25 protein-coding genes and 3 tRNA genes are annotated in these 23,697 nt (G+C 71.4%); 21 read left to right on the top strand and 7 right to left on the bottom strand.

All coding sequences use genetic code 11. From position 1 onward, the window contains the following. Positions 1–4: 4 nt before the first annotated feature. Positions 5–1,039, bottom strand: a complete 1,035-nt coding sequence (locus ACHAAC_RS00975) for a glutathione S-transferase C-terminal domain-containing protein (protein WP_435713986.1) — start codon at positions 1,037–1,039, stop codon at positions 5–7. A 207-nt stretch (positions 1,040–1,246) separates the two neighbouring features. On the opposite strand from ACHAAC_RS00975, the gene leuA reads away from it, so the two are divergent. Then, entirely contained in the window at positions 1,247–2,980 is a 1,734-nt protein-coding gene (gene leuA, locus ACHAAC_RS00970) for a 2-isopropylmalate synthase (protein ID WP_435713985.1), read from the top strand. Positions 2,981–3,094: 114 nt separating this feature from the next. Here leuA and ACHAAC_RS00965 read toward each other — a convergent pair whose 3' ends face one another. After that, entirely contained in the window at positions 3,095–4,018 is a 924-nt protein-coding gene (locus ACHAAC_RS00965; RefSeq protein WP_435713984.1) for a LysR family transcriptional regulator, read from the bottom strand. 91 nt (positions 4,019–4,109) lie between these two features. On the opposite strand from ACHAAC_RS00965, the gene ACHAAC_RS00960 reads away from it, so the two are divergent. The 15 genes from ACHAAC_RS00960 (at position 4,110) to ACHAAC_RS00890 (ending at position 15,832) form a co-directional block, all read left to right on the top strand. After that, a complete protein-coding gene (locus ACHAAC_RS00960) occupies positions 4,110–5,198 on the top strand; it encodes a saccharopine dehydrogenase family protein (RefSeq protein WP_435713983.1) in 1,089 nt (362 codons plus the stop codon). Then, entirely contained in the window at positions 5,195–6,706 is a 1,512-nt protein-coding gene (gene amaB / locus ACHAAC_RS00955; protein WP_435713982.1) for an L-piperidine-6-carboxylate dehydrogenase, read from the top strand. The genes ACHAAC_RS00960 and amaB overlap by 4 nt, the downstream gene beginning before the upstream one ends. Before the next feature lie 14 nt (positions 6,707–6,720). Then, positions 6,721–7,926 (top strand): 2-oxoadipate dioxygenase/decarboxylase family protein, encoded by a 1,206-nt coding sequence (locus ACHAAC_RS00950; RefSeq protein ID WP_435713981.1) that lies wholly within the window; start codon positions 6,721–6,723, stop codon positions 7,924–7,926. A gap of 55 nt (positions 7,927–7,981) precedes the next feature. Next, entirely contained in the window at positions 7,982–8,710 is a 729-nt protein-coding gene (gene recO, locus ACHAAC_RS00945) for a DNA repair protein RecO (protein ID WP_435713980.1), read from the top strand. Beyond that, positions 8,710–9,498, top strand: a complete 789-nt coding sequence (locus tag ACHAAC_RS00940) for an isoprenyl transferase (protein ID WP_435713979.1) — start codon at positions 8,710–8,712, stop codon at positions 9,496–9,498. The genes recO and ACHAAC_RS00940 overlap by 1 nt, the downstream gene beginning before the upstream one ends. Positions 9,499–9,508: 10 nt before the next feature. Continuing rightward, the gene (locus ACHAAC_RS00935; protein WP_435713978.1) at positions 9,509–9,946 is read left to right on the top strand and encodes a hypothetical protein; all 438 of its coding nucleotides are present in this window, start codon (positions 9,509–9,511) and stop codon (positions 9,944–9,946) included. Positions 9,947–10,095: 149 nt separating this feature from the next. After that, a complete protein-coding gene (locus ACHAAC_RS00930) occupies positions 10,096–10,740 on the top strand; it encodes a peptidylprolyl isomerase (RefSeq protein ID WP_435713977.1) in 645 nt (214 codons plus the stop codon). Between the two features lie 61 nt (positions 10,741–10,801). After that, positions 10,802–11,581 (top strand): fumarylacetoacetate hydrolase family protein, encoded by a 780-nt coding sequence (locus tag ACHAAC_RS00925; RefSeq protein WP_435713976.1) that lies wholly within the window; start codon positions 10,802–10,804, stop codon positions 11,579–11,581. After that, on the top strand, positions 11,574–13,106 hold the full coding sequence (gene gltX, locus ACHAAC_RS00920) for a glutamate--tRNA ligase (protein ID WP_435713975.1): 1,533 nt from the start codon (positions 11,574–11,576) through the stop codon (positions 13,104–13,106). The genes ACHAAC_RS00925 and gltX overlap by 8 nt, the downstream gene beginning before the upstream one ends. 76 nt (positions 13,107–13,182) lie before the next feature. Further along, positions 13,183–13,254: transfer RNA gene (locus ACHAAC_RS00915), tRNA-Gln, on the top strand. 26 nt (positions 13,255–13,280) lie between these two features. Then, a tRNA-Glu gene (locus tag ACHAAC_RS00910) sits at positions 13,281–13,353 on the top strand. 43 nt (positions 13,354–13,396) lie between these two features. Further along, positions 13,397–13,469 (top strand) — tRNA-Glu (locus ACHAAC_RS00905). Between the two features lie 164 nt (positions 13,470–13,633). Then, positions 13,634–14,428 carry an NYN domain-containing protein gene (locus ACHAAC_RS00900; RefSeq protein ID WP_435713974.1) on the top strand — a complete coding sequence of 265 codons (795 nt, stop codon included), beginning with the start codon at positions 13,634–13,636 and terminating at the stop codon, positions 14,426–14,428. 4 nt (positions 14,429–14,432) lie between these two features. Continuing rightward, positions 14,433–15,371 (top strand): DNA-3-methyladenine glycosylase family protein, encoded by a 939-nt coding sequence (locus ACHAAC_RS00895; protein WP_435713973.1) that lies wholly within the window; start codon positions 14,433–14,435, stop codon positions 15,369–15,371. Continuing rightward, complete coding sequence (locus ACHAAC_RS00890; protein WP_435713972.1) at positions 15,368–15,832, top strand: methylated-DNA--[protein]-cysteine S-methyltransferase; 465 nt, start codon at positions 15,368–15,370, stop codon at positions 15,830–15,832. The genes ACHAAC_RS00895 and ACHAAC_RS00890 overlap by 4 nt, the downstream gene beginning before the upstream one ends. 108 nt (positions 15,833–15,940) lie before the next feature. On the opposite strand, the gene ACHAAC_RS00885 is transcribed toward ACHAAC_RS00890, so the two are convergent. The 4 genes from ACHAAC_RS00885 to ACHAAC_RS00870 form a co-directional block, all read right to left on the bottom strand. Further along, positions 15,941–16,354, bottom strand: a complete 414-nt coding sequence (locus tag ACHAAC_RS00885; RefSeq protein ID WP_435713971.1) for a class F sortase — start codon at positions 16,352–16,354, stop codon at positions 15,941–15,943. 190 nt (positions 16,355–16,544) lie between these two features. Further along, on the bottom strand, positions 16,545–17,366 hold the full coding sequence (locus ACHAAC_RS00880; protein ID WP_435713970.1) for a CHRD domain-containing protein: 822 nt from the start codon (positions 17,364–17,366) through the stop codon (positions 16,545–16,547). Positions 17,367–17,523: 157 nt separating this feature from the next. After that, entirely contained in the window at positions 17,524–18,129 is a 606-nt protein-coding gene (locus tag ACHAAC_RS00875; RefSeq protein WP_435713969.1) for a class F sortase, read from the bottom strand. Then, complete coding sequence (locus ACHAAC_RS00870) at positions 18,116–18,820, bottom strand: CHRD domain-containing protein (protein WP_435713968.1); 705 nt, start codon at positions 18,818–18,820, stop codon at positions 18,116–18,118. The genes ACHAAC_RS00875 and ACHAAC_RS00870 overlap by 14 nt, the downstream gene beginning before the upstream one ends. A 129-nt stretch (positions 18,821–18,949) precedes the next feature. Here ACHAAC_RS00870 and ACHAAC_RS00865 point away from each other — a divergent pair, with 129 nt between their 5' ends. From ACHAAC_RS00865 to ACHAAC_RS00855, 3 genes are read left to right on the top strand one after another with little or no spacing between them, the layout of a single operon-like run. Then, positions 18,950–19,552, top strand: coding sequence for a sigma-70 family RNA polymerase sigma factor (locus ACHAAC_RS00865; protein ID WP_435713967.1), 603 nt, complete (start codon positions 18,950–18,952; stop codon positions 19,550–19,552). Then, positions 19,549–20,232 (top strand): hypothetical protein, encoded by a 684-nt coding sequence (locus tag ACHAAC_RS00860; RefSeq protein ID WP_435713966.1) that lies wholly within the window; start codon positions 19,549–19,551, stop codon positions 20,230–20,232. Before ACHAAC_RS00865 ends, ACHAAC_RS00860 begins: the two co-directional genes overlap by 4 nt. A gap of 58 nt (positions 20,233–20,290) precedes the next feature. Beyond that, on the top strand, positions 20,291–20,731 hold the full coding sequence (locus tag ACHAAC_RS00855; RefSeq protein ID WP_435713965.1) for a hypothetical protein: 441 nt from the start codon (positions 20,291–20,293) through the stop codon (positions 20,729–20,731). 6 nt (positions 20,732–20,737) lie between these two features. Here ACHAAC_RS00855 and ACHAAC_RS00850 read toward each other — a convergent pair whose 3' ends face one another. Further along, on the bottom strand, positions 20,738–21,454 hold the full coding sequence (locus tag ACHAAC_RS00850) for an IclR family transcriptional regulator (protein WP_435713964.1): 717 nt from the start codon (positions 21,452–21,454) through the stop codon (positions 20,738–20,740). A gap of 126 nt (positions 21,455–21,580) precedes the next feature. Here ACHAAC_RS00850 and leuC point away from each other — a divergent pair, with 126 nt between their 5' ends. Then, positions 21,581–23,008, top strand: a complete 1,428-nt coding sequence (leuC, locus tag ACHAAC_RS00845) for a 3-isopropylmalate dehydratase large subunit (RefSeq protein ID WP_435713963.1) — start codon at positions 21,581–21,583, stop codon at positions 23,006–23,008. A gap of 89 nt (positions 23,009–23,097) precedes the next feature. Next, positions 23,098–23,697, top strand: coding sequence for a 3-isopropylmalate dehydratase small subunit (leuD, locus tag ACHAAC_RS00840; protein WP_435713962.1), 600 nt, complete (start codon positions 23,098–23,100; stop codon positions 23,695–23,697).

Here is a 23,697-nt window from a genome sequence, read left to right as displayed (position 1 = left end):
CCGGTCAGGCCGGCGGGGTGCCGTCGCCGAAGGGCGAGCCACCGAGCTGCTCGCGCCCGTGCGGGGTGGTCCAGCCGGAGAGGTCGGGTCCCTTCGGGACGACCTGCGTCGGGTTGATGTCGGTCTGGACCACGTAGTAGTGCTCCGTGATCTGGCCGAAGTCGGTCGCCTCACCGAAGCCCGGGGTCTGGAAGAGGTCGCGCGCATAGCCCCACAGCGCCGGCATCGAGGCGAGCTGTTGACGGTTGGCCTTGAAGTGACCGTGGTAGACGGGGTCGAACCTGGCGAGGGTCGTGAACAGGCGGACGTCCGCCTCGGTGATCGTGTCGCCCATCAGGAAGCGACGCGTGGAGAGTCGCTCCTCCAGCCAGTCCAGCGCCGTCCACAGCCGGTCGTAGGCAGCGTCGTAGGCCTGCTGCGAGCCGGCGAAACCGCACCGGTAGACGCCGTTGTTGACCTCGGTGAAGACGCGCTGCATGACGTCCTCCATCTCCTCGCGCGTCTCGTCCGGCCACAGGTCCGGGGCGCCGTCGCGATGGTGGTCGCTCCACTCGAAGAAGAAGTCGTGGGTCATCCACGGGAAGTCGTTGGTGACGACCTCGCCGGACGGTACGTCCACGACGGCCGGGACGGTGATGCCCTTGGGGTAGTCCGGGTAGCGGGCGAGGTAGGCCTGCTGCAGCCGCTCGATGCCCAGGACCGGGTCGACACCGCCCGGGTCGAGGTCGAAGGTCCAGCTGCGCGCGTCGTGCGTGGGCCCGGCGAGCCCGAGGCCCATGACGCCGTCCAGGCCGAGCAGGCGGCGCACGATGATCGCCCGCGTGGCCCACGGGCAGGCCTTCGCGGCGACGAGGCGGTAGCGGTCGGCCTCCACGGGCCAGCGCGGCGCGTCCGCGGGGCTCTCCTTGCCGGTGCCGGCGCGGTGGTCGACGGGCTCACCTCCGGTCCGGGTGATCCGGTCGGGGATGTAGTCCATGTCGCGCTCGAACTCCTCGCCGGAGTGGACGTAGGACCCGGAGGTGGAGAGCGCATCAGCCATGCGTCGAGCGTATCCGGGCGACCCCGGCCCCGCCTGCCGTCGACATCGGGCAGCCTGCGACGTCGACCCGGTGCTAGGGTTGGCGCATGCGGCTGGCGAACCTGCTTCTTCTCTGCCGCGTCGAGGTCTGCTAGGTCGGACCCCCTCGGCGCGGAGTCTCGTCATGGCCGACCGCGACACGAGAACCCCGAGAAGGATCCGACCATCATGCAGAACAACCCCATCTCACCCCAGCAGCCCTCCCCGATGCCGTTCGGGCGCTACCGAGCCTTCGAGCCGATCGACCTGCCGGATCGCACGTGGCCGTCGCAGCGCATCACGCACGCGCCCCGCTGGCTGTCCACCGACCTGCGCGACGGCAACCAGGCCCTCATCGACCCCATGACGCCGGCGCGCAAGCGTCGCATGTTCGACCTGCTCATCCAGATGGGGTACCAGGAGATCGAGGTCGGCTTCCCCTCCGCGAGCGAGACGGACTTCGCCTTCGTGCGCTCGCTCATCGAGGACGACGTGATCCCTGAGAACGTCACGATCTCGGTGCTGACCCAGGCCCGTGAGGACCTGATCGAGCGGACGACGCAGTCGCTGGCCGGGGCCCGGCGGGCCAACATCCACCTCTACAACGCCGTGGCCCCGCTGTTTCGGCGCGTCGTCTTCAACGCCTCGCGAGACGAGGTCCGGGCGATCGCCACCCGCGGCACCGAGCTGGTGATGAAGCACGCCGAGGCGAACATGGCCGACACCGCGTTCGGCTACCAGTACAGCCCGGAGATCTTCACCGGCGCCGAGCTGGAGTTCAGCGTGGAGGTCTGCAATGCCGTCTCGGACGTCTGGCAGCCCGAGGGCGGTCGCGAGATCATCTTCAACCTGCCCGCCACCGTCGAGATGGCCACGCCCAACACCTACGCGGACCAGATCGAGTGGTTCGGCAGGCACGTCGATCATCGCGAGCACGTGGCGGTGAGCCTGCACCCGCACAACGACCGCGGCACGGCTGTCGCCGCCACCGAGCTGGGGCTCATGGCGGGCGCCGACCGGGTCGAGGGCTGCCTGTTCGGGCACGGTGAGCGCACCGGCAACGTCGACCTCGTCACCCTCGGCATGAACCTGTTCAGCCAGGGCGTCGACCCGCAGGTCGACCTCTCCGACATCGACGAGATCCGTCGCACCGTGGAGTACTGCACCAACCTGCCCGTCCACCCGCGCCACCCCTACGCAGGCGACCTCGTCTACACGGCCTTCTCGGGGTCCCACCAGGACGCCATCAAGAAGGGCCTGGAGGACCTGGAGCGCCGAGCCGCAGAGCAGGACGTGCCGGTCTCGCAGGTCCAGTGGGAGGCTCCGTATCTGCCGATCGACCCGCACGACGTCGGTCGCACCTACGAGGCCGTCATCCGGGTCAACAGCCAGTCCGGCAAGGGCGGTGTGGCCTACGTCCTGAAGTCCGAGCACGGGATCGACCTCCCGCGACGTCTGCAGATCGAGTTCAGCAGGACGGTGCAGGAGCTCACCGAGGGCGAGGCGGGCGAGATCGAGCCGACGGCGATCTGGAGCGCGTTCCGTTCCGCCTACCTGGACCGCGAGGAGCCGTACTCGCTGGTGACGTTCAGCTCCACGACCTCCGCGGACGGTCGGGACGAGCAGGTCGTCGACCTCGTCGTGCGCGGCGAGCACCGCTCGTTCAAGGGTGAGGGCAACGGGCCCGTCGACGCGTTCGTCGACGGGATGCGCCAGGCCGGGGCGGACATCCGCGTCCTGGACTACTCCGAGCACGCCCTGTCGGCCGGCGGTGACGCGCAGGCGGCTGCGTACGTCGAGTGCGAGATCTCCGGTGAGATCGTGTGGGGCGTGGGCATCCACGAGAACATCGTCATGGCCTCGCTGCGCGCCGTGGTCTCGGCCGCCAACCGCGCCGAGGGAACGACGATCCCCACCGCCTGACCCGGACCTCCGCTGGGGGTCCCTCCCTGCACGGAGCGCAGCGGAGTGCTTGGGGGCGTGGCGCAGATCTGCGCTTTCGAGACGGCGTGTCGCACGGATGTGCGCCACTCGGAGTCAGGTCTGCGCCACTCGCTGCAGGGCCTGGACCATTGCGGCGACGAGCGGGCGGTCGAGCTCGCCGGCGCGTGCGGCGGCCCGGACCTCCCGGGAGAGGCCGGGGCGTCCGGGGCGGCGCGGGCCGGGGCGCTCCAGCTCGGTGAGGTGCAGGCCCTCACGCGGCCCGACGGCGAGTCGGGGCAGCAGCGAGATGCCGTGTCCGCCGGCGACGGCGTCGCCGAGCAGCTGCAGGTCGTCGGTCTGCCACCGCACGGTGGGCTCGAACCCGGCCTGGCGGCACGCGTGCCGGACCGCCTGCCCGCACGCGGCCTCCGGGGGAGGGATCACCCAGGGCTCGTCGGCGAGGTCCTTCAGGCGGGCTCCGTCGGGGAGGGGCCGGTCGCTCACCAGCACGAGCGGCTCGACCAGCAGTGGTGTCGCGGTGACCCGCGCGGGGATCGCCATCGGAGCGTGGTCGTAGGCATCGAACAGGACGACGTCGAGCCGCCCCTCCAGCAGCGCGGTCAGGCTGGCCTGGGGCTCCAGCACGATGACGGACGGGTCCACACCGGGGTGCTCGTGCGTGAGACGCGCGAGCGCCGGGACCACGACGGCGGCGGCCGCGGAGGCGATGGTGCCCACGCGCAACCGTCCGGCGACGAGGTCGTCGAAGGAGTCCAGGTCGGATCGGGCGGCCTCCAGGGCTCGTACGACGGCGCGCCCGCGCTCCACCAGGACCTCCCCGGCCGCCGTGAGGGCCACACCGCGGGGGAGCCGCTCCAGCAGTGGGAGCCCGCACTCGCGCTCGAGCTGGGTGAGCTGCTGGGAGAGCGCGGACGCGGTGACGTCCTGCGCCCGGGCCGCCGCGGCGATGGACCCGTGGTCGGCGACCGCGACGAGAACGCGTAGCCGGGACGGGTCGGGCAGGGGACGTCGAGGCATGCCCGAGACATTAGCAAGACTTATGGTGGACCTGGCGGGGGCTAAGCGGTCAAGATGGGCGCAGCAGCCCGACGACGAAGGAGCAGCACCCGTGGCCCGGTCCATCGAGAAGGTCGCCGTCTTCGGCCTGGGCAAGGTCGGTGAGCTCGTCGCCGACCTGCTGACGCGCGCGCGCTTCACCGTCGTCGGGTACGACGCCGCCCCACGTGAGGCACTCGGCTTCGCCGCGCACGCCGTGGACGTCAGCGACGCCGAGGCGGTGCGCAAGGCCTTGACCGACGTGGACGCCGTCGTCTCCTGCTTGCCCTACCACCTCAACATCGCCGTGGCCGAGGCCGCGTACGACACCGGCGCCCACTACTTCGACCTCACCGAGGACGTTCCCACGACGAACCGCGTCCTGGAGCTGTCGCAGAAGCGCCCCGAGAGCGCCTTCGTGCCCCAGTGCGGTCTCGCGCCCGGGCTGATCGGCATCGTCGGGGCCTCCCTGGCCGAGGGCTTCGAGCAGATCCGCTCGATCGAGCTGAAGGTCGGCGCGCTCCCGCAGAATCCCACCGGCCTTCTCGGCTACGCCTTCAACTGGTCCGCCGAGGGGGTCGTGAACGAGTACCTCAACGACTGCGAGGTCCTGCGTTCCGGACGCCGCCAGATGGTGCCGGCCATGTCCGAGAAGGAACGGGTCTTCATCGGGGGCATCGAGCTGGAGGCGGCGCTCACCTCGGGAGGCCTGGGCACGATGTGCCAGACCTTCGAGGGGCGCGTGCACCGGCTCGACTACAAGACCCTGCGCTACCCCGGACACTTCCAGCAGATGCACTTCCTCTTCGAGGAGCTCAACCTGCGGGACCGTCGCGAGGACGTCGGCCGCATCCTCGTCGAGGCCAAGCCGCCGGTCAACGACGACGTCGTCTATCTGCACGCTGCCGTCGAGGGCAGCAAGGACGGCCAGTCGTTCCGGGAGAACTACGTCCGTGGCTACGCGCCGCTGGAGATCGACGGCCGCACCTGGCGAGCCATCAGCTGGACCACGGCTGCGTCGGCGGTGAGCGTGGTCGAGCTCGTGGCCGACGGTGTGCTCCCGCACGCCGGCTTCGTGCGCCAGGAGGACATCCGCCTCGCAGACCTGTTCGGCACCACCTCGGGCCGACTCTTCGCCGACCACGGAAAGGTGACCCGATGACCGACGTCAGCACCCGAGCCAGGGAGATCCTGCAACGACTCGGAGCGGGGGACCCCTTCGTGGACGACGCGAGCGGGGGCCTGGACTGCACCTCCCCGATCGACGGGTCGCGGATCGGGCGGTTGCCCGCCCACTCGGCCCAGGACGTGGCCGGAGCCGTCGCTTCTGCACGCTCGGCGTTCGAGCAGTGGCGCAGCGTCCCGGCGCCCGTGCGCGGAGTCATGGTCCGCGAGCTGGGGCAGCTGCTGCGCGAGCACAAGGACGACCTCGGCGCGCTGGTGAGCATCGAGGCCGGGAAGATCCTCTCCGAGGGCCTGGGCGAGGTGCAGGAGATGATCGACATCTGCGACCTCGCGGTGGGCCTGTCCCGCCAGCTGCACGGCCTCACGATCGCCACCGAGCGGCCAGGGCACCGGATGATGGAGCAGTGGCACCCGCTGGGCGTCGTCGGGGTCATCAGCGCCTTCAACTTCCCGGTCGCCGTGTGGTCGTGGAACAGCGCGCTGGCGTTCGTGTGCGGTGACGCCGTCGTGTGGAAGCCGTCGGAGAAGACGCTGCTGACGGCCCTCGCCTGCCACGCCCTGGCCAGGGAGGCGGCACGGCGCGCCGGGGCTCCCGAGGACCTCGCCCAGCTTGTCCTCGGGGCGCGTGAGGTCGGTCAGGCGATGATCGACGACCCGCGGGTCGCCCTGGTCTCGGCCACCGGCTCCACGCGGATGGGCCGGGAGGTCGCTCCTCGCGTCGCGTCGCGGCTCGGGCGCTGCCTGCTGGAGCTGGGCGGCAACAACGCCGCCATCGTCGCACCGAGCGCCGACCTCGACCTCGCGGTGCGGGGCATCGTGTTCTCGGCCGTCGGCACCGCCGGCCAGCGGTGCACGTCGCTGCGGCGGATCATCGTGCACGAGAGCATCAAGGACGACCTCGTCGAGCGTCTCGCCGCAGCGTACGAGACCCTGCCCGTCGGTTCGCCGCTGGAAGCCTCGACCCTCGTCGGGCCGCTCATCGACGCACGCGCCGCCGAGGCCTTCGACGCCGCGATCGGCCAGGCCGAGTCCGACGGTGGAACCCTCGTGACCGGCGGCGGTGCTACCGAGGGCGTCAGCGGCGGCAGCTACGTCCGCCCGGCCATCGTCGACATGCCCGAGCAGACCGACATCGTGCGGACCGAGACCTTCGCGCCGTTGCTGTACGTCCTGTCCTACGCCACGCTCGAGGAGGCCATCACCCTGCACAACGACGTCACGCAGGGCCTGTCGTCGGCCATCTTCACGCTCGACGTGCGGGAGGCCGAGACGTTCCTGTCCGCGACCGGCTCCGACTGCGGGATCGCCAACGTCAACATCGGTCCGTCCGGCGCCGAGATCGGCGGGGCCTTCGGCGGGGAGAAGGACACCGGCGGCGGGCGCGAGTCCGGCTCGGACGCCTGGCGTGCCTACATGCGACGCGCCACCAACACCGTCAACTACTCCACCGAGCTCCCGCTCGCCCAGGGCGTCGAGTTCCTGTGACCACCCCCGAGCGGGTGAGGCCGACTCGGCTGCGCGCCGCGCTCGCCCGTGCGCTGTCGGTGCTCTACGGAACCGAGGTCCCGGCCTACACGACGCTCGTGGAGGTCTGCGAGCAGATCAACGCCGAGGCGCTGGAGCGGCTGGGGGAGCAGACCGAGCGCCTGGGCACGATCGAGCGCGTCACGGCCGAGCGGCACGGGGCCATCCGGGTGGGCACGCCGGAGGAGATGGCGCAGGTGGGGCGGGTCTTCGGCGCGTGCGGGATGCAGCCGGTGGGCTTCTACGACCTGCGTGAGGCCACCCCGCCGGTCCCGGTCGTCTCGACCGCCTTCCGTCCGGTGGACCGTGCCGAGCTGGCCAGCAACCCGTTCCGCGTCTTCACCTCGATGCTCGTCGTGGACGACCGTCGCTTCTTCGACGAGCGGACCGAGGCGCAGCTGCGTGAGCGACTCGACGCCCGCAGCCTCTTTCCGACCGAGCTGCTGGTGCTCGCGGACCGCATGGAGGCCGACGGTGCCCTGTCGGCGCACGACGCCGACCGGTTCCTGGAGCTGGCCACCTCCTCGTTCGCCCTGTCCGAGGAGCCCGTCGACCGGGCGTGGTACGAGCAGCTGGAGATCATCAGCAGCGTCGCGGCCGACATCGGTGGCGTCACCACGACGCACATCAACCACCTCACCCCGCGCGTGCTCGACATCGATGGGCTCTACCGCCGGATGCAGGACCGGGGGATCACGATGATCGACCGGATCCAGGGCCCGCCGGCCGCTCCGGTCGACGTGCTGCTGCGCCAGACGTCCTTCCGGGCGCTCGACGAGCCGCGGACCTTCCGCGAGCCTGACGGCTCGATCACCACGGGCCACCTGCGCGTGCGCTTCGGTGAGGTGGAGGCGCGCGCCGTGGCGCTCACCCCGCAGGGACGCGCTCTCCACGACGCCGAGGGCATCACGGCGCTTCCCTCCACCGAGGCCGAGCTCGACGCGCAGGACCTCGCCTACTTCACCCGCACCGCGGACGGAGCGCTCGAGCCCATCGTCTACGAGGACTTCCTGCCCAAGTCCGCTGCCGGCATCTTCGCCTCCAACCTGACGAGCGACGGCACCGCCGACGGCTCGCAGCGAGGAAGCCGGCGCGATGCCACCTGGTTGCAGGAGCAGCTGGGTCGACCCCTGCACGACCCCTACGACCTGTACGAGGCCGAGCGCTCCGCAGGCCGATGACGCCAGCGAGGGTGTCCGTCGTGGTCGGAGCCCCGCGACACGGCAGAATGGACGGGTGAGCCTCTACCGGGACCAAGGTGTCGTGCTGCGCACGCACAAGCTCGGGGAAGCGGACCGCATCATCACCCTGCTGACCCGGCAACGCGGACTGGTGCGCGCCGTCGGCAAGGGTGTGCGCAAGACCTCCTCGCGCTTCGGGGGTCGGCTCGAGCCCTTCATGCACGTGGACCTGCAGCTGGCCGAGGGCCGCAGCCTGGACGTCATCACGCAGGTCGAGACCATCTCCGCCTTCGCTCGCGACCTCGGCGCGGACTACCCGCGCTACACCGCCGGAACCGCGATGCTCGAGACGGCCGAGCGCCTCGTGCAGGGTGACGGGGAGCCCGCGGTCCAGCAGTACCAGCTCCTCGTGGGCGCGCTGCGTGCGCTGACGGGCCAGGAGCTCTCCGCCGCCTGGGTGCTGGACTCCTACCAGCTGCGGGCGCTCGCCGTCGCCGGCTACGCCCCGAGCTTCGACGGCTGCGCGCGCTGCGGGACGGTCGGACCGCACCGTCACTTCCACGCCGCGTCGGGTGGCATGCTGTGCGACGTGTGCCGCGTCCCCGGATCGGCAGCGCCCGGGGCTCCCACCGTGGCTCTGCTCGCCGCCCTGCTCGCCGGTGACTGGCCGGTCGTCCGCGAGACCGACGACCGCTCCCGACGTGAGGCCACCGGCCTCGTCAGCTCCTACCTGTCCTGGCACCTCGAGCGCGGGCTGCGCTCCCTGAGCCACGTGGACCGCTGATGGCCCGCACCCCGCGCCGCACGCGACCGCGCGAGCCCAAGCAGCCCGAGCCGCACCCCTCGGGTGCCATGCCACCGGACCTCGCGCCCGAGCAGGTGCCCCGCCACGTCGCCGTCGTCATGGACGGCAACGGCCGCTGGGCCAAGGCGAGGGGCCTGCCCCGCACCGAGGGACACAAGATGGGCGAGTTCGCCCTGCTCGACGTCGTCAAGGGCGCCATCGAGCTGGGCATCGAGGCCGTCTCGGTCTACGCGTTCTCGACGGAGAACTGGAAGCGTTCCCCCGAGGAGGTGCGCTTCCTGATGGGCTTCAACCGCGACGTCGTGCACCGCCGGCGCGACGAGATGCACGACCTCGGAGTCCGTGTGCGCTGGGCCGGACGGCCCCGCCGGCTGTGGCGCAGCGTCATCGACGAGCTCGAGCACGCCGAGGAGCTCACCCGCCGCAACGACGTCCTGAGCCTGACGATGTGCGTCAACTACGGGGGCCGGGCCGAGATCGCCGATGCCGCCGCGGCCCTCGCCCGCGACGTCAAGGCGGGGCGGGTCGATCCTGACCGCATCACCGAGCGCACCTTCGCCCGTTACCTCGACGAGCCGGACCTGCCCGACGTCGACCTGTTCTGGCGCACGTCGGGGGAGCACCGCACGAGCAACTTCCTGCCGTGGCAGTCGGCGTACGCCGAGATGGTCTTCTCCGACATCGCCTGGCCCGACGTCGACAGGCTCGCGCTGTGGGCCGCGGTCGAGGAGTACGCCCGTCGCCAGCGACGGTTCGGGTCCGCATGAGGTGCTCCGCATGAGACGCGACGGGGACTCGCCGCGCCGTCTCCTGACCGACTGGACCACCGAGGCCGGGGCCGCGGGCGACGGCCTCCTGGCTCTGGTGGCCGGCCCCGACGTCACGCCCGAGGGGATCCACCTGGCGACCCTCGGCTATGAGGTCTTCGTCCTCGGGGTGGGGGAGGACCTCTCGCGCGTCCACCACGTCGAGGTCGCCGCGGACGCCCTGCCCGAACCGTGGCACGGCCGCTTCGCCCTGGTCGTCACCTTCGACCCGAGCGTGACGGCGGCACTCGCCGACACCGTTGCCGAGGGCGGGCTGCTGGTGGTGATCGGACCGGCGGGCGCGGAGTTCGCTCTCCCCGGGCTCACCGAGGTCCGGCGTGAGCGGGGCCCGGACCCCGACGACCCCGCCTTGGAGCGGTCGAGGGTGGTCGCCGCGCGGGTCTCGTGACCCCTGCTCGTCCCTGCCGAGCGGTGAGTCAGTCGTGGAATCGGACCCGATTCCACGACTCCGCCACCGGCGCGAGGTTCGTGGGACCAGCCACTCACCGCCCGGTGCCCGTGCAGGCGGTGGTGGAGACCCGCTCTAGCATTCACCCCATGCGCCGCCCCTCGTTCGTCCTCCTCGCCCCTGTCGTCGCCTGCCTCGGCCTGCTCACCGCCTGCGGCAGCGACGACCCCGAGCCGGCCGAGGACGCCTGCAGCTGGATGCCCGGGTCGGGCCCGGTCGCCAAGGACGTCGATGCCCCGGCCGAGGACGCGGAGCCGGCGGAGACGGCGGTGATCACCTTCGCGCAGGGCGACGTCACGGTGACGCTCGACCCCGAGGCCCGCTGTGCGGCGACCTCGTTCACGTCCCTGGCCGAGCAGGGCTACTTCGACGACGGGCCCTGCAGCCGCGTCTCGGACCCGAGCGCCGTGCCCTACGGCATCGTGCAGTGCGGCGACCCCACCGGCACGGGTGGCAGCGGGCCCGGCTACACCTTCGCCGACGAGCTCGAGGGCGACGAGGCCTACCCGCGAGGCACCGTCGCGATGGCCAACGCCGGCCCCGACACCAACGGCTCGCAGTTCTTCCTCAACTTCGACGACTCCGACTTCCCGTCCGACTACACCGTGTTCGGCACGATCGACGAGGCCGGGCTCGAGGTGCTGGACGAGGTGGCCGCCGTCGGTGCGCAGGGCGGCGCGCCCGACGGACCACCGGCCGAGCCGATCGTCATCGAGTCCGTCAGCGTGCCCTAGCCGCACGGCCCCGGACGCCCGGCCCGGCGCGGCCGAGGCCTCGCTCGGTAGGCTCGGGCTCGTGCGTGTCGCCAGGTTTGCCGGAGAGGACGACCCCCAGTTCGGGGTCGTCGGGGATGAGGACGGCGTCCCCACCATCGCCGTCCTGAAGGGCGACCCGCTCTACGCGGGCTTCGAGCTCACGGGCCAGAAGGTCCCGCTCGACGACGTCCGCCTGCTCGCGCCGGTCATCCCGCGCAGCAAGGTGGTGGGCGTGGGCCGTAACTACGCCGCGCACGCCGCGGAGCTCGGCAACGACGTCCCCGAGCGCCCCTTGGTCTTCCTCAAGCCCAACACGACCGTCGTCGGCCCGGGCGACCCCGTCGTGCACCCGGACCAGAGCGAGGACGTGCAGTTCGAGGGCGAGCTCGCCGTCGTCATCGGCCGCATCTGCAAGGACGTCTCCGCCGAGGACGCGCCCAAGGTGATCTTCGGCTACACCGTCGGCAACGACGTCACCGCGCGCGACCTGCAGCACTCCGACGGTCAGTGGGCCCGCGCCAAGGGCTTCGACACCTTCTGCCCGCTCGGTCCGTGGATCGAGACCAACCTCGACCCCGCCGACCTGCGCGTCAGCACCGAGCTCAACGGTGAGCAGCGCCAGGACGGCCGGACGTCGGACATGGTCTTCTCCGTGGCCGACGTGATCGAGTACGTCTCCAGCTTCATGACGTTGCTGCCCGGCGACGTCATCCTGACCGGGACGCCCGAGGGAGTCGGTCGCATGGTCGCCGGCGATCGGGTGAGCGTGACGGTCGAGGGCATCGGCACCCTCACGAACCAGGTGGTCCCCCATGACTGAGTCCTTCACGGGGACCGTCCCCACGGTCGGGGACGACGCCCCGGTGGTCGCGCGCTTCTGCCCGTCCCCGACGGGCAACCCGCACGTCGGGATGGCCCGCACGGCGCTCTTCAGCTGGGCCTTCGCGCGCCATCACGGCGGTCGGTTCGTCTTCCGCATCGAGGACACCGACGCCAGCCGCGACAACCAGGAGTCCTACGAGCTGCTCCTGGACGTCATGCGCTGGCTGGGGCTGGACTGGGACGAGGGCGTCGAGGTCGGCGGACCGAACGGTCCCTACCGCCAGAGCGAGCGGATGGACGTCTACGCCGACGTCGCCCAGCGCCTGCTGGACGCCGGCCTCGCCTACAAGGCCTACGACACGGCCGAGGAGCTGCAGGAGCGCCGTGACGCCGCCCGTGCCGCCGGCCGCCCGAGCGGGTACGACGGCCTGCACCGCGATCTCACCTCCGAGCAGCAGGCGGCGTACGAGGCCGAGGGGCGCCAGCCCGTCATCCGCTTCATGATGCCGGCCAAGGACTGGACCTTCGACGACCTGGTCCGAGGCCCCATCACCTTCGGTGCCGAGAACGTCCAGGACTTCGTCATCGTGCGCGCCAACGGTCAGCCGCTGTACACGCTGACGAACCCCACCGACGACGCCCTCATGGGCATCACCCACGTCCTGCGCGGCGAGGACATCCTCTCCTCCACACCGCGGCAGATCGCGCTGTACGAGGCGTTCGCGCAGATCGGCGTCGGCCAGGGCTTCATCCCCCGGTTCGGGCACCTGCCCTACGTCATGGGCCAGGGCAACAAGAAGCTGTCCAAGCGCGACCCGGAGTCCAACCTCCTGGGCTACCGCGAGCAGGGCTTCCTGCCGGAGGGACTGCTCAACTACCTGGCGCTGCTGGGCTGGTCGCTGCCCTCCGTCGACGGGGTGGAGCGCGACATCTTCACGTTGGCGGAGATGGTGCCGGCCTTCGAGATCTCACGGGTGAACCCCAACCCGGCACGCTTCGACCTCAAGAAGTGCGAGGCCGTCAACGGCGACCACGTGCGGCTGCTGGACGTCGACGAGCTCTGTGTCCGGCTGGCACCGCACCTGCAGGCCGCCGGGCTGGTCCACGAGCCCATCACGGCGGACGAGCACGCCACGCTGACCGCGGCCGCCCCGCTCGTGCACGAGCGCATCTCGTTGCTCACCGAGGCCGTGGCGATGCTGCGCTTCCTGTTCGTCGACGAGGACGCGTTCAGCATCGACGAGACCGACCGTGCCAAGCAGCTCGACGACAAGGGTCGCCAGGTCGTCGGTGCCGCACTTGCTGCCCTGGAGGCGATCGGGGAGACGACGGAGTGGTCGTGCGCCACGATCGAGGGCGCACTGCGCGTGGCGCTGGTCGATGAGATGGGGCTCAAGCCGCGCCTGGCCTTCGGTCCGGTGCGGGTCGCCACCACCGGCAGCCGCATCTCCCCACCGCTGTTCGAGTCGCTGGAGCTGCTCGGTCGGACCCGGTCCCTGGACCGCCTGCGGGCGGCCCTGTGACGGGTCGACCCGGTTTGGGGACACCGGTCGGCGTCCGGTAGAGTCAGACCTCGGCTCGGGCTCGTCCCGACGCCGTTGGGGTATGGTGTAATTGGCAACACAGCGGTTTCTGGTACCGTCGTTCTAGGTTCGAGTCCTGGTACCCCAGCGAAGGCCGTACACTCGTGCGGTCGCGCCCCGTTGGTCTAGCGGTTATGACGCCGCCCTCTCAAGGCGGAGATCGCCGGTTCGAATCCGGTACGGGGTACAGAGGCCGTCGCACGATGGTCTCCATTGGTCCTCGGGCCAGTGGCCCCGTTGTGTAGCGGCCTAGCACGCCGCCCTCTCAAGGCGGTAGCGCGGGTTCGAATCCCGTCGGGGCTACGCAAGAAGATGGCCCCAACGCTGTCGCAACAGGATCGTCTCCGCCTTCCGGTGGGGGCGATCTTCTTGCGTGATCGGGGTGGGCGAGGAGCCGTTCGCAGGCGCGGTGGGGGTGCGTGCCCCGGGCCGCAGGGCCCGCGGGAGCAGTGGCCTAGGGTCGAGACATGTCGACCACCCGCATCGCCGTCCTCATCGACGCCGACAACGCCCCGTCCTCCAAGGCCGGGGCGATCCTGTCCCAGGTCGCCAAGTCCGGCAACGCCCACGTCCGGCGGGCCTACGGCAACTGGAAGAGCTCGCAGATGAAGGGCTGGGAGGGGCGGCTGCAGGAGTTCGCGATCGCGCCCGTCCAGCAGTTCGCCTACACCAAGGGCAAGAACGCCTCCGACATCGCCATGGTTATCGATGCCATGGACCTGCTGCACGCCGGGGTGGCCGACGGGTTCGCGATCGTCTCCAGCGACGCCGACTTCACCCCGCTGGTGATGCGGCTGCGCCAGTCGGGCGCGGAGGTCCTGGGCTTCGGTGCCAAGAAGGCGCCCGACGCCTTCCAGAACGCCTGCTCCACGTTCTACTTCCTGGAGACGCTGCGCGAGGACGACGACGCCGACGATGACGACGCGGAGGCCGCCGAGACGTCCTCCAGCGCCGATGACGCACCGGCCAAGGCGTCCCGGACCCCCCAACGCCTGGACGGCCCCACGCTGCGTCAGGACAACCGCCTGGTCCGGATGCTGCGCACCGCCGTCGACGAGGCCGCGGACGACGACGGCTGGGCGCAGCTGTCCCAGGTCAGCAACCAGATCCGCAACCAGTCGTCCTTCGAGCCCCGCAACTACGGGTACTCCAAGCTGAGCGGCCTGGTCGACGCGATCGACCTGTTCGAGATCGAGCACGACGGCAAGCACGTACTGCTGCGCCGCAAGCCCAGCAAGGGCAGGAGCGGCCGTCGCTCGTGACGCCGTGAGCACCACCCGCACTGCGCTCCGGGCCCGGCCGCCCTTCCACGCCGAGGCCCTGCTGGACTTCCTCGCCGCGCACGTCGTGGACGGCCTGGAGACCGTCGAGGGCACCACGTACGCCAGGGTGCTCGACCTGCCCGGCGGGCCGGGCGTCGTCGCGGCGTCCCTGCATCCCGGGGGAGCCGACTGTCGTCTCGAGCTCACCGACCCCGACGACGAGTCGGTTGCCGTGGCGCAGGTGCGACACCTGCTCGACCTCGAGGCCGACCCCGAGGAGATCGACACGGCCCTGGCCGCCGATCCGGTGCTGGAGCCCCTGGTGCGTGAGTCCCCGGGGCTGCGGGTCCCCGGGAGCACGGACGGGCACGAGACGGCTGTGCGCACCGTCGTCGGCCAGCAGGTGTCCGTGGCCGGGGCGCAGACCGTGACGGCGCGCATCGTGCGGGCGCACGGCGAGCCCGTGGTGCTGGACCTGGCGCGCGAGCACGGGCTGGACCGCACGTTCCCCACGCCCGAGGCGCTGGCCGCAGCCGATCCGACCACCTACGCCATGCCGCGAGCCCGGGCCGAGACGATCAGGCGGCTCTCCGCCGCGGTCGCCTCGGGTGCGGTGGACCTGTCGCCCGGCGCTGACCGTGTCGCCACCAGGGCCGCCCTGGTGGAGCTCCGGGGCATCGGCCCGTGGACGGCGGACTACGTCCTGATGCGTGCGCTCGCCGATCCGGACGTCCTGCTCGCCACCGACCTCGTGCTGAGGCGAGAGCTCACGGCCCGCGACCGCACGCCGACCGACACCGCGCACTGGCGTCCGTGGCGCTCGTACGCTGGGATGCACCTGTGGCGAGCGGGTGCCCCAGCCTTGACCAGCACAGCCTTGACCAGCACAGCCTTGACCAGCAGCACCACCCCGACCGGACCCGGCGAGAGGAACGAGCGATGAGCAGCACCCGATGGATGGACTCACCGATCGGTGGCCTGCGGCTGCACACGTCGGCCGGCCTGCTGACGGCCGTGGAGTTCGACGCGGAGCCGCGCGGCACCCGCCGGGCCGAGACGGTGCTCGACGACGCGCAGCACCAGCTGGAGGAGTACTTCGCAGGGGAGCGGACGACGTTCGACCTCCCGCTCGCCAACGACGGCACCGAGTTCCAGCGCAAGGTCTGGGGCGAGCTGCGCCGCATCCCGTTCGGCGAGACGGTCACCTACGGGGAGATCGCGCGAAGCCTCGGCTACGAGCCGGGCATCTCACGGGCGGTCGGCGCCGCGAACGGGGCCAACCCCCTCCCGGTCGTGGTGCCCTGCCACCGGGTCATCGGGGCCAACGGCACGCTCACGGGCTACGCCGGCGGCCCGGACCGCAAGAGGACTCTCCTGGAGCTCGAGCAGCCGGGCCTGTTCTAGACAACGCTATCCCCAGGATGTGTGAGCGTGGGCACCCGATCAGTGCTTTGGCAGCCTGTTCGGGTGCCCATGCTCACAAATCTTGGGAAGGGGCTGGTCGCGTGGTGGTCAGACCTGCGAGGCGAAGACGACGCGGTTCTCGGTGTAGCGACCGACGCCCTGGTCGTACGGGCCGGTGCAGGTGATCAATCGGATCTGTGACGTCTCGGTCTGGCCGTAGACGTCCTCGGTCGGGAAGTCGTCGTTCTGCGGCACGTCACGCACCTCGTCGATCCGGTAGGTGAACCGCTGGCCCCCGGCGTCGAGGACGCTGAGCTCCTCGCCCACCTCCAGCTCAGTGAGCCGGGCGAAGATCGCCGGTCCGGTGGAGGAGTCCTTGTGTCCGGCGATGACCGTCGGGTAGAGCTCACCGGGCTTGCCGCCACCGGTGAACCAGCCCACGTCCTCGGGGTTCTCGGGAACCTCGAGCTCCTCGGTCTCCTCGTCGATGTCGAGGTCGATGAGGTTCTCGTTGAGTCCCAACGCCGGGATGGTCACGCGAACCGGAGCGGCCGCTGCGCGCTGAGCGGCCGGTGACGGCTCGGGCGTCGGCTCAGCCGTTGTGGGCGTGGGGGTGGGTGCGGGCGGCTCGCCACCCTGCCCGCCGCACCCCGCGAGGAGTGCGGCGGCCAGGAGGACGGAAGCCGCCCGAGGGACGAGCCCTGAGCGTCGGTCAGGCACCGGCGCGGCGGCGAGCGGCGAGCACGCCGACGGCGCCGAGGCCGCCGAGCATCAGCGCGGCGATGGGGGCGACGGGCGTGCCCGAGGCCGTACCGCCGGCACCGGTGTCGACTCCACGGACCGGGACCTCACGCTCGTCGTCGTCCGCGTCGGCGTCATCGTCGCCGGGGGCCTGCTCGCCGGCCTCGTTGGCGGCGTCGAGCAGCTCCTGGTCGAACTCCAGCTGGCCGCGCACCGCACCCGAGACGGCGTCCGTGGTGTGGGTGTCGGCGGAGAAGAGCTCGGCCTCGAGGTCTTCCTCGATCTGCGCGAGCTCGAAGCCCTCGCCCGTGTCGGTGCCCTCCTCGCCGTCGACGGGCAGTCCGGTGGTGAACGGCCCCTCGGAGCAGCCGCTGCTGGTGCGCACTTCGTCGGGGTCGTCGGAGACCGGGTCAGGGTTCGGGAAGGAGAGCCGCGGCGGGCCGTTCTCGCCAGCGGGGTTCTCGTGGATGTGCGTCGACGTCTTCGCGGCGCTCTGGTAGTCGGTCGCGAGCCCGGTCACGGTGATGTCCCAGCAGACGATCTCCTCCTCGGAGTTGATGAGGAAGATGAACTCGCCCTCTGCGCCCTCGACACCGGCGGGGTCGCCGGCCGGGTTGGGCACCACCTGATCGGGGGTCGCGTCCACGGTGAAGGCGCTGGTGAAGCTGTCGGGGCGGTCGACCTGCTCGGGAGTGTCGGCCGTGGCCGGGGACGCGAGGGCGCCCAGGGTCAGCGTGGCGGTGGCGGCCCCGAGGGTGGCGACGCCCCAACGGCTCGTGCGCTTGACGGTCATGAAGTTCCCCTTCGTCGGTGACGCCACACGGCGCCTGTTCCCCACGGGGTACGTCATCCGCGCCGATCACGTTCATCGGTTCTCGAGCTTTTCTGCCGGGAACGTCTCAGCGGTTCAGGAGGGCGGAGCTCAGGGGGCTGGGTTCACGAGGGCTGGGTCACGAGGGCTGGGCGAAGACGACGCGGTTCTCGGTGTACCGGCCGGCCTGCTGGTCGTACGGTCCGGTGCAGGTGATGAGCCGCAGCTCGTCGTCCGCGGTGGCGCCGAAGACCCTCTCGGTGGGGAATCCGCCCTGCTGCGGGAAGTCCTCCACGGCCGAGACGGTGTACTCCACGTCGCCCTCGTCCTGCGTCGTCACCGTGACGGTGTCGCCGGGTGCGAGCTGCGGCACCCGTGCGAAGACTGCGGGACCGGTCGTGGAGTCCAGGTGCCCGACGATGACCGTGGGGCCGGTGCCGCCGGGGCGACCGCCGCCGGTGAACCAGCCGACGTCGGCCGGGTCCTGCGGCACGTCGAGCTCCCCGCTGTCGGCGATGCCCAGGTCGATGACGGACTCGTCCACGTCGATCGCGTCGATCCGCACGCGGACGGGAGGTGAGCCCTGGCTCTCGGGCGTCGTCGGCGCGGGCGAGGCGCTCCGGCTCGCGGACGGGCTCGGCGGGTCGGTGGCCTCGGACGTGCCGCCGCCCTGGCCGCCGCATCCTGCCAGGAGCAGGGCGGCGACCAGGGCGACGCTCGGGAGGGACAGGTCAGGCGTGCGCACGACGACGCATCGCGACGCCTGCCGCACCGGCGAGGACCACTCCGGCGACGCCGAGGGCCGCCACGGTGCCGGTGCTGGTGGACGGCTGGGCCAGTGCGCCCTGCCCGGTGTCGACGCCGTCGACCGGCATCGACTGGAGCTGACCACGGACCGCGCCGGCGGCGAAGTCAGCCGTGTGGGTGTCGGCGTTGAACGACGCCGGGTCATCCTCGATCTGGCTGAGGGTGAAGCCCTCGCCGGTGTCGTTGCCGCCGTCATCCTCCAGGCCGGTCGTGAAGGGGCCCTGCAGGCAGCCGCTGCTGGTGCGGGTGCCCTCGCCCTCGGGATCCGGGAAGGCCAGGCGCGGGGGGCCAGCCTCGCCCTCGGCGGCCTCATGGATGTGCGTGGCGGTCTTGGCGGGGCTCTCGTAGTCGCCGGTGACACCCTCCAGCTCGATGTCGTAGCAGATGATCTCCTCATCGGAGTTGATCATGAACGAGAAGGCGCCGGTGGCGCCCTCCTCGCCGTCCACGGGCTCGCCGTCGGGGTCGATGATGGTGTCGGGGGTGGCCATCGCGGTGAACGCGCTGGTGAAGCTGTCCGGACGCTCGACCTCGGTCTCGGCTGAGGCGGGTGAGCCGGCGGCCATCACGAGGACCGGTGCGGCCATGGCGAGGGCGGCCAGACGGCGCCCACTGGTGCTGGTCTTCATGGTCTTCCCTTCGTCGAGGCGCCCAGATCGGCGCCTTCTGCAGGGGGTACGACATCGAACCGTGCGGCGTTCACTCGTGACGTCCGTCTCGTGGAGAACGCCGGGCCGGTCAGCGTCGTATCCCACGGCATGACCATCGCCCTCGCTCCGGCTGACCTGCGGCTGGACCCCGTGCGGGTTACCGTGGCCGGGCACCGGCGATGGATGAGGAGCCACGGCTTGACGGACGAGGGATCGTCGTTCGACGTCCGGACCGCGTACTCCGACCACGGGTCCGAGCTGTTCGGCTTCGCCCTCAACGCCTGCGGTGATCGCGGTCTGGCGGAGGAGTGCGTGCAGGAGACGTTCACCCGTGCCTGGCGGGCTCGTGAGCGGTACGACACGGCGCGCGGGTCGCTGCGCACGTGGTTGTTCGCCATCGCCCGCAACGTCGTGGTCGACCAGCTGCGCTCCCGTGGGCGCCGGCCCGTGCGCCTGGTGCACGAGGGCCTGGAGCGGGAGGTGGACTCGGCTCATGACCACGTCCGCACCGACGACCACCTGACGCTGGTCTGGGCCCTTGCCCAGCTGAGCGCGAACCACCGCCGGGTGGTCGTGGCCGTCCGGCTGGAAGGCTTGACCTACGAACAGCTGGGACGGCGCGACGGCGTCCCCGTGGCCACCCTGCGGACCCGGATGTACCACGCCTTGCGCGCCCTGCGCGAGATGCTCGAGGGAGAGGAGGAGCGATGAACCGCACGGACGCCCGTCTGGCCGAGCTGCTCGGCGCGGCCGCCGCCGGCGAGCTGAGCGACGCCGAGCGTCGTGAGCTCGACGCGTGGGCCGGCGACGACCCCGCGGTCCGCTCCGAGTGCGACGCCCTCACCGGGGTCGCCGCCCGGGTCAGCTCCCTGACCGGGTGGGATCACGGCTCACCCTCACCCTCGCTGGAGGAGTCGGTCGTCGCCGCGACGACCCGACCCGACTCGCCCCCGGCCCGTCGACGAAGCCGCCTCGTGCTGGCGGTGGCAGCGGCCGGGCTCGTCGTCGCGGGTGCAGGCGGCACGGTCGCGGTCCAGTCGGTCACGGACCAGCCGCAGGAGGGCCCGCCCGGAACGCTGGGCGCCTACGAGCAGGTCGCGTTCGAGCCCGCCTCCGACCCGGCGGACATCGACGCCGAGCTCGTCGCCCACACGTGGGGCACGGAGGCCGTGCTGACGGTCGAGGGTCTCGAGGCGGGGAAGACCTACGACGTCTACTTCGTCGACGAGGAGGGTAGGGAGGTCAGCGCGGGCGCCTTCCTCGGCTCCGAGGTGACGATCGACTGCCGGTTGAACGCCGCCGTCATGCGCGAGGAGGTGGCGTCGTTGCGCATCGAGCGTGCCGACGGTGCCGTCGTGCGCTCGGCCGACCTGCCGACGGTCCGCGGCTGAGGCCGAGGTCGCACCGGCGATTCACCGGACGTTCGCCGGGATCTGCCACAGTACGGCCATGGCGACGAAGGTGAAGGACGACAAGAGGCCGGCCGGCCCGGACGCCGGATCGGCGACGTCGGCGGGCAAGGGCAGCAAGAAGGACCAGCTCAAGGCGGCCGAGAAGGCCCTCACGAAGGACGTCCGGCGGCTCCGGGCGACGATCGACGCACTCGAGGCCAAGCTCGACAAGCAGCGACGCAAGACCGCCAAGTGGAAGAGCGAGGCCAAGGCCGAGCGCACGCGTGCCGCCAAGCTCGACGCCGCACTGCGACGAGCCACCGCGGAGCGCCCGCTCGAGCACGGGGGTGACGTGCCGGTGCCGCCCCCCGGCGGCTCCTCGGGGGGACCGAGCGGGTCGTGGACGGTGGTTCGCCTGCGCGCCGCGGCCCAGGAGCGCGGGGTCGCTGGTGCGTCCCGGATGACGAAGGCGCAGCTCGTGGCCGCCCTCGAGGGCTGACCGCGCTCAGGCCCCGCGGCGCAGGCTCTGCGAGAGTCGTTCGGCGGCCGCTGCGACGGCCGGAGCGTGCATGCGTCCGGGCTGGCGGGTGAGGCGCTCGAGGGGGCCGGAGACCGACACCGCCGCGACGACCTTGCCGGAGGGGGACCGCACGGGGGCGGAGACCGAGCCCACCCCCGTCTCCCGCTCGCCGATGCTCTGGGCCCATCCCCGACGTCGTACGGCCGAGAGCTCGGCCGCGGAGAAGGTCGCCTTGAGCAGCCCCTTGTTCATCCGCTCGGGATCCTCCCAGGACAGCAGCACCTGGGCGGCGGACCCGGCGGACATCGTGAGCTGGCTCCCGACAGGGATGGAGTCGCGCAGCCCGGTGGGGCGATCGGCCGCGGCGACGCACACGCGGAAGTCGCCCTGCCGGCGGAAGAGCTGCGCGGACTCACCGGTGATGTCGCGCAGGCGGGCCAGGACGGGGCCCGCAGCCGCGAGCAGCCGGTCCTCGCCGGCCGCCGCCGCGAGCTCACCGAGCCGTGGGCCGAGGACGAACCGTCCCTGCATGTCGCGCGCCACGAGGCGGTGGTGCTCCAGCGCCACCGCGAGGCGGTGGGCCGTGGGGCGGGCCAGGCCGGTGCTGGTGACGAGGCTGGCGAGCGTCGCCGGCCCCGGCTCGAGCGCCGCGAGCACGAGGGCGGCCTTGTCGAGCACGCCGACTCCGCTAGAGTTGTCCATGCCTTGATACTGCCGTATCGAATGTTGAGACGCAAGTGCTAGGGTGGATGCCGTCCGGGCCGAGCCGTTGTCGCGCTGGGCCGCTGTCGAGAGGGTCGGGTCACGGTGCCGGCCGGAGGAGAGATCATGGGCAAGACGCTCGCGGAGAAGATCTGGGACGACCACGTCGTCCGGCAGGCAGGTGGAGAGCCGGACCTGCTCTACATCGACCTCCACCTGATCCACGAGGTCACCAGCCCCCAGGCGTTCGACGGACTACGGCTGTCCGGCCGTCCGGTGCGCCGCCCCGACCTGACGCTGGCCACCGAGGATCACAACATCCCGACCACGGACCTCGACAAGCCGATCGCCGACCCCGTCTCGCGCCTGCAGGTCGAGACGCTGCGTCGCAACGCCGAGGAGTTCGGCGTCCGGCTCTACCCCATGGGCAACCTGGACCAGGGCATCGTGCACGTGGTCGGCCCCCAGCTGGGTCTCACCCAGCCCGGCATGACGATCGTGTGCGGTGACTCCCACACCTCCACGCACGGCGCCTTCGGCTCCATCGCCTTCGGCATCGGCACGAGCGAGGTGGAGCACGTCCTGGCGACGCAGTCGCTCTCCCAGGCGCGGCCCAAGATGATGGCCGTGGAGGTCGTCGGCGAGCTGCCCGAGGACGCCACGGCCAAGGACCTCGTCCTCGCCCTCATCACGCAGGAGACCACGGGCGGTGGCCAGGGCTACATCGTGGAGTACCGCGGCGAGGCCATCCGCAAGCTCTCGATGGAGGCGCGGATGACCATCTGCAACATGAGCATCGAGTGGGGCGCCAAGGCCGGGCTCATCGCCCCCGACGCGACCACGTTCGACTACATCAAGGGCCGTCAGCACGCCCCCCACGGGGCCGACTGGGACGCCGCCGTCGAGTACTGGCAGAGCCTGGCCACCGATGCGGACGCCGAGTTCGACAAGGTCATCACGATCGATGCCGCGCAGGTCGCGCCGTTCGTCACGTGGGGCACCAACCCCGGGCAGGGCGTCCCGCTCTCGGGCTCGGTCCCTGATCCGGCCCTCTTCGAGGACGCCAACGAGCGGGTCGCCGCCGAGCGCGCGCTGGAGTACATGGGCCTGACGGCCGGGACCCCGATGCGGGACATCGACGTCGACACCGTCTTCATCGGCTCGTGCACCAACGGCCGGATGGAGGACCTGCGGGTCGCCGCCTCGCTCATCGAGGGCCGGGCGGTCGCCGAGGACACTCGTGTCCTGGTGGTGCCGGGCTCGGTCCGGGTACGCCTGCAGGCCGAGGAGGAGGGCCTCGACGTCATCTTCAAGGAGGCCGGCGCCGAGTGGCGCGGGGCAGGCTGCTCGATGTGCCTGGGCATGAACCCCGATCAGCTGGCCGTGGGGGAGCGCGCCGCATCCACCTCCAACCGCAACTTCGAGGGTCGCCAGGGCAAGGGCGGCCGCACCCACCTCGTGTCGCCGGACGTCGCGGTCGCGACAGGAGTCCTCGGCCACCTGGCCAGCCCCGCCGACCTGCCGCCGCTCCAGACCGTTGGACAGGAGGCCTGACGTGAGCTCGACCTACCAGGGCTCGGACCTTGCGCTCGAGCCGAACGCTCACTCGGCCTCGCTCACCTGACAATCACGGGAGAAACCTGATGGAACGCTTCACCACGCACACCGGTGTGGGCGCGCCGCTGCGTCGCAGCAACGTCGACACCGACCAGATCATCCCCGCCGTGTACCTCAAGCGCGTCACCCGGACCGGGTTCGAGGACGGGCTGTTCGCCGCCTGGCGCGGCAACGAGGACTTCGTGCTGAACCAGGACGCCTACCGCAGCGCCACCGTGCTCGTGGCCGGGCCCGACTTCGGCACCGGCTCCTCGCGCGAGCATGCCGTCTGGGCGCTGCAGAACTACGGCTTCAAGGCCGTCATCTCCCCGCGCTTCGGTGACATCTTCCGCAGCAACTCCGGCAAGGCCGGCCTGCTCGCGGCCGAGGTGGACGACAAGGTCGTGCAGCGGCTCTGGGACCACCTGGCCGAGAACCCGGGCGCCTCCGTCACGCTCGACCTGCAGGCGCGGACCGTCAAGGCCGGCGAGGGCGTCGGGGCGATCGAGGACTCCTTCACGATCGACGACTACACCCGCTGGCGCCTGCTGGAGGGACTCGACGACGTGGCGATCACCCTGTCCCACGGGGACGACATCGACTCCTACGAGAGCAAGCGGCTCCCCTTCAAGCCCGTCACGGTCTGA

It is taken from the genome of Aeromicrobium sp. CF4.19, assembly GCF_051262555.1.
GTDB lineage: Bacteria > Actinomycetota > Actinomycetes > Propionibacteriales > Nocardioidaceae > Aeromicrobium.
The sequence above is the reverse complement of the archived record's forward strand: the minus strand, read 5'-3'. Positions and strand labels throughout refer to the sequence as shown.

Excerpts from the sequence above, each read along its gene's own strand:
- ACHAAC_RS00975 (WP_435713986.1), bottom strand. The coding sequence starts at position 1,039 with ATGGCTGATGCGCTCTCCACCTCCGGGTCCTACGTCCACTCCGGCGAG.
- leuA (WP_435713985.1), top strand. The coding sequence starts at position 1,247 with ATGCAGAACAACCCCATCTCACCCCAGCAGCCCTCCCCGATGCCGTTC.
- ACHAAC_RS00965 (WP_435713984.1), bottom strand. The coding sequence starts at position 4,018 with ATGCCTCGACGTCCCCTGCCCGACCCGTCCCGGCTACGCGTTCTCGTC.
- amaB (WP_435713982.1), top strand. The coding sequence starts at position 5,195 with ATGACCGACGTCAGCACCCGAGCCAGGGAGATCCTGCAACGACTCGGA.
- ACHAAC_RS00940 (WP_435713979.1), top strand. The coding sequence starts at position 8,710 with ATGGCCCGCACCCCGCGCCGCACGCGACCGCGCGAGCCCAAGCAGCCC.
- ACHAAC_RS00935 (WP_435713978.1), top strand. The coding sequence starts at position 9,509 with ATGAGACGCGACGGGGACTCGCCGCGCCGTCTCCTGACCGACTGGACC.
- ACHAAC_RS00930 (WP_435713977.1), top strand. The coding sequence starts at position 10,096 with ATGCGCCGCCCCTCGTTCGTCCTCCTCGCCCCTGTCGTCGCCTGCCTC.
- gltX (WP_435713975.1), top strand. The coding sequence starts at position 11,574 with ATGACTGAGTCCTTCACGGGGACCGTCCCCACGGTCGGGGACGACGCC.
- ACHAAC_RS00900 (WP_435713974.1), top strand. The coding sequence starts at position 13,634 with ATGTCGACCACCCGCATCGCCGTCCTCATCGACGCCGACAACGCCCCG.
- ACHAAC_RS00890 (WP_435713972.1), top strand. The coding sequence starts at position 15,368 with ATGAGCAGCACCCGATGGATGGACTCACCGATCGGTGGCCTGCGGCTG.
- ACHAAC_RS00880 (WP_435713970.1), bottom strand. The coding sequence starts at position 17,366 with ATGACCGTCAAGCGCACGAGCCGTTGGGGCGTCGCCACCCTCGGGGCC.
- ACHAAC_RS00870 (WP_435713968.1), bottom strand. The coding sequence starts at position 18,820 with ATGAAGACCAGCACCAGTGGGCGCCGTCTGGCCGCCCTCGCCATGGCC.
- ACHAAC_RS00865 (WP_435713967.1), top strand. The coding sequence starts at position 18,950 with ATGACCATCGCCCTCGCTCCGGCTGACCTGCGGCTGGACCCCGTGCGG.
- ACHAAC_RS00860 (WP_435713966.1), top strand. The coding sequence starts at position 19,549 with ATGAACCGCACGGACGCCCGTCTGGCCGAGCTGCTCGGCGCGGCCGCC.
- ACHAAC_RS00855 (WP_435713965.1), top strand. The coding sequence starts at position 20,291 with ATGGCGACGAAGGTGAAGGACGACAAGAGGCCGGCCGGCCCGGACGCC.
- ACHAAC_RS00850 (WP_435713964.1), bottom strand. The coding sequence starts at position 21,454 with ATGGACAACTCTAGCGGAGTCGGCGTGCTCGACAAGGCCGCCCTCGTG.
- leuC (WP_435713963.1), top strand. The coding sequence starts at position 21,581 with ATGGGCAAGACGCTCGCGGAGAAGATCTGGGACGACCACGTCGTCCGG.
- leuD (WP_435713962.1), top strand. The coding sequence starts at position 23,098 with ATGGAACGCTTCACCACGCACACCGGTGTGGGCGCGCCGCTGCGTCGC.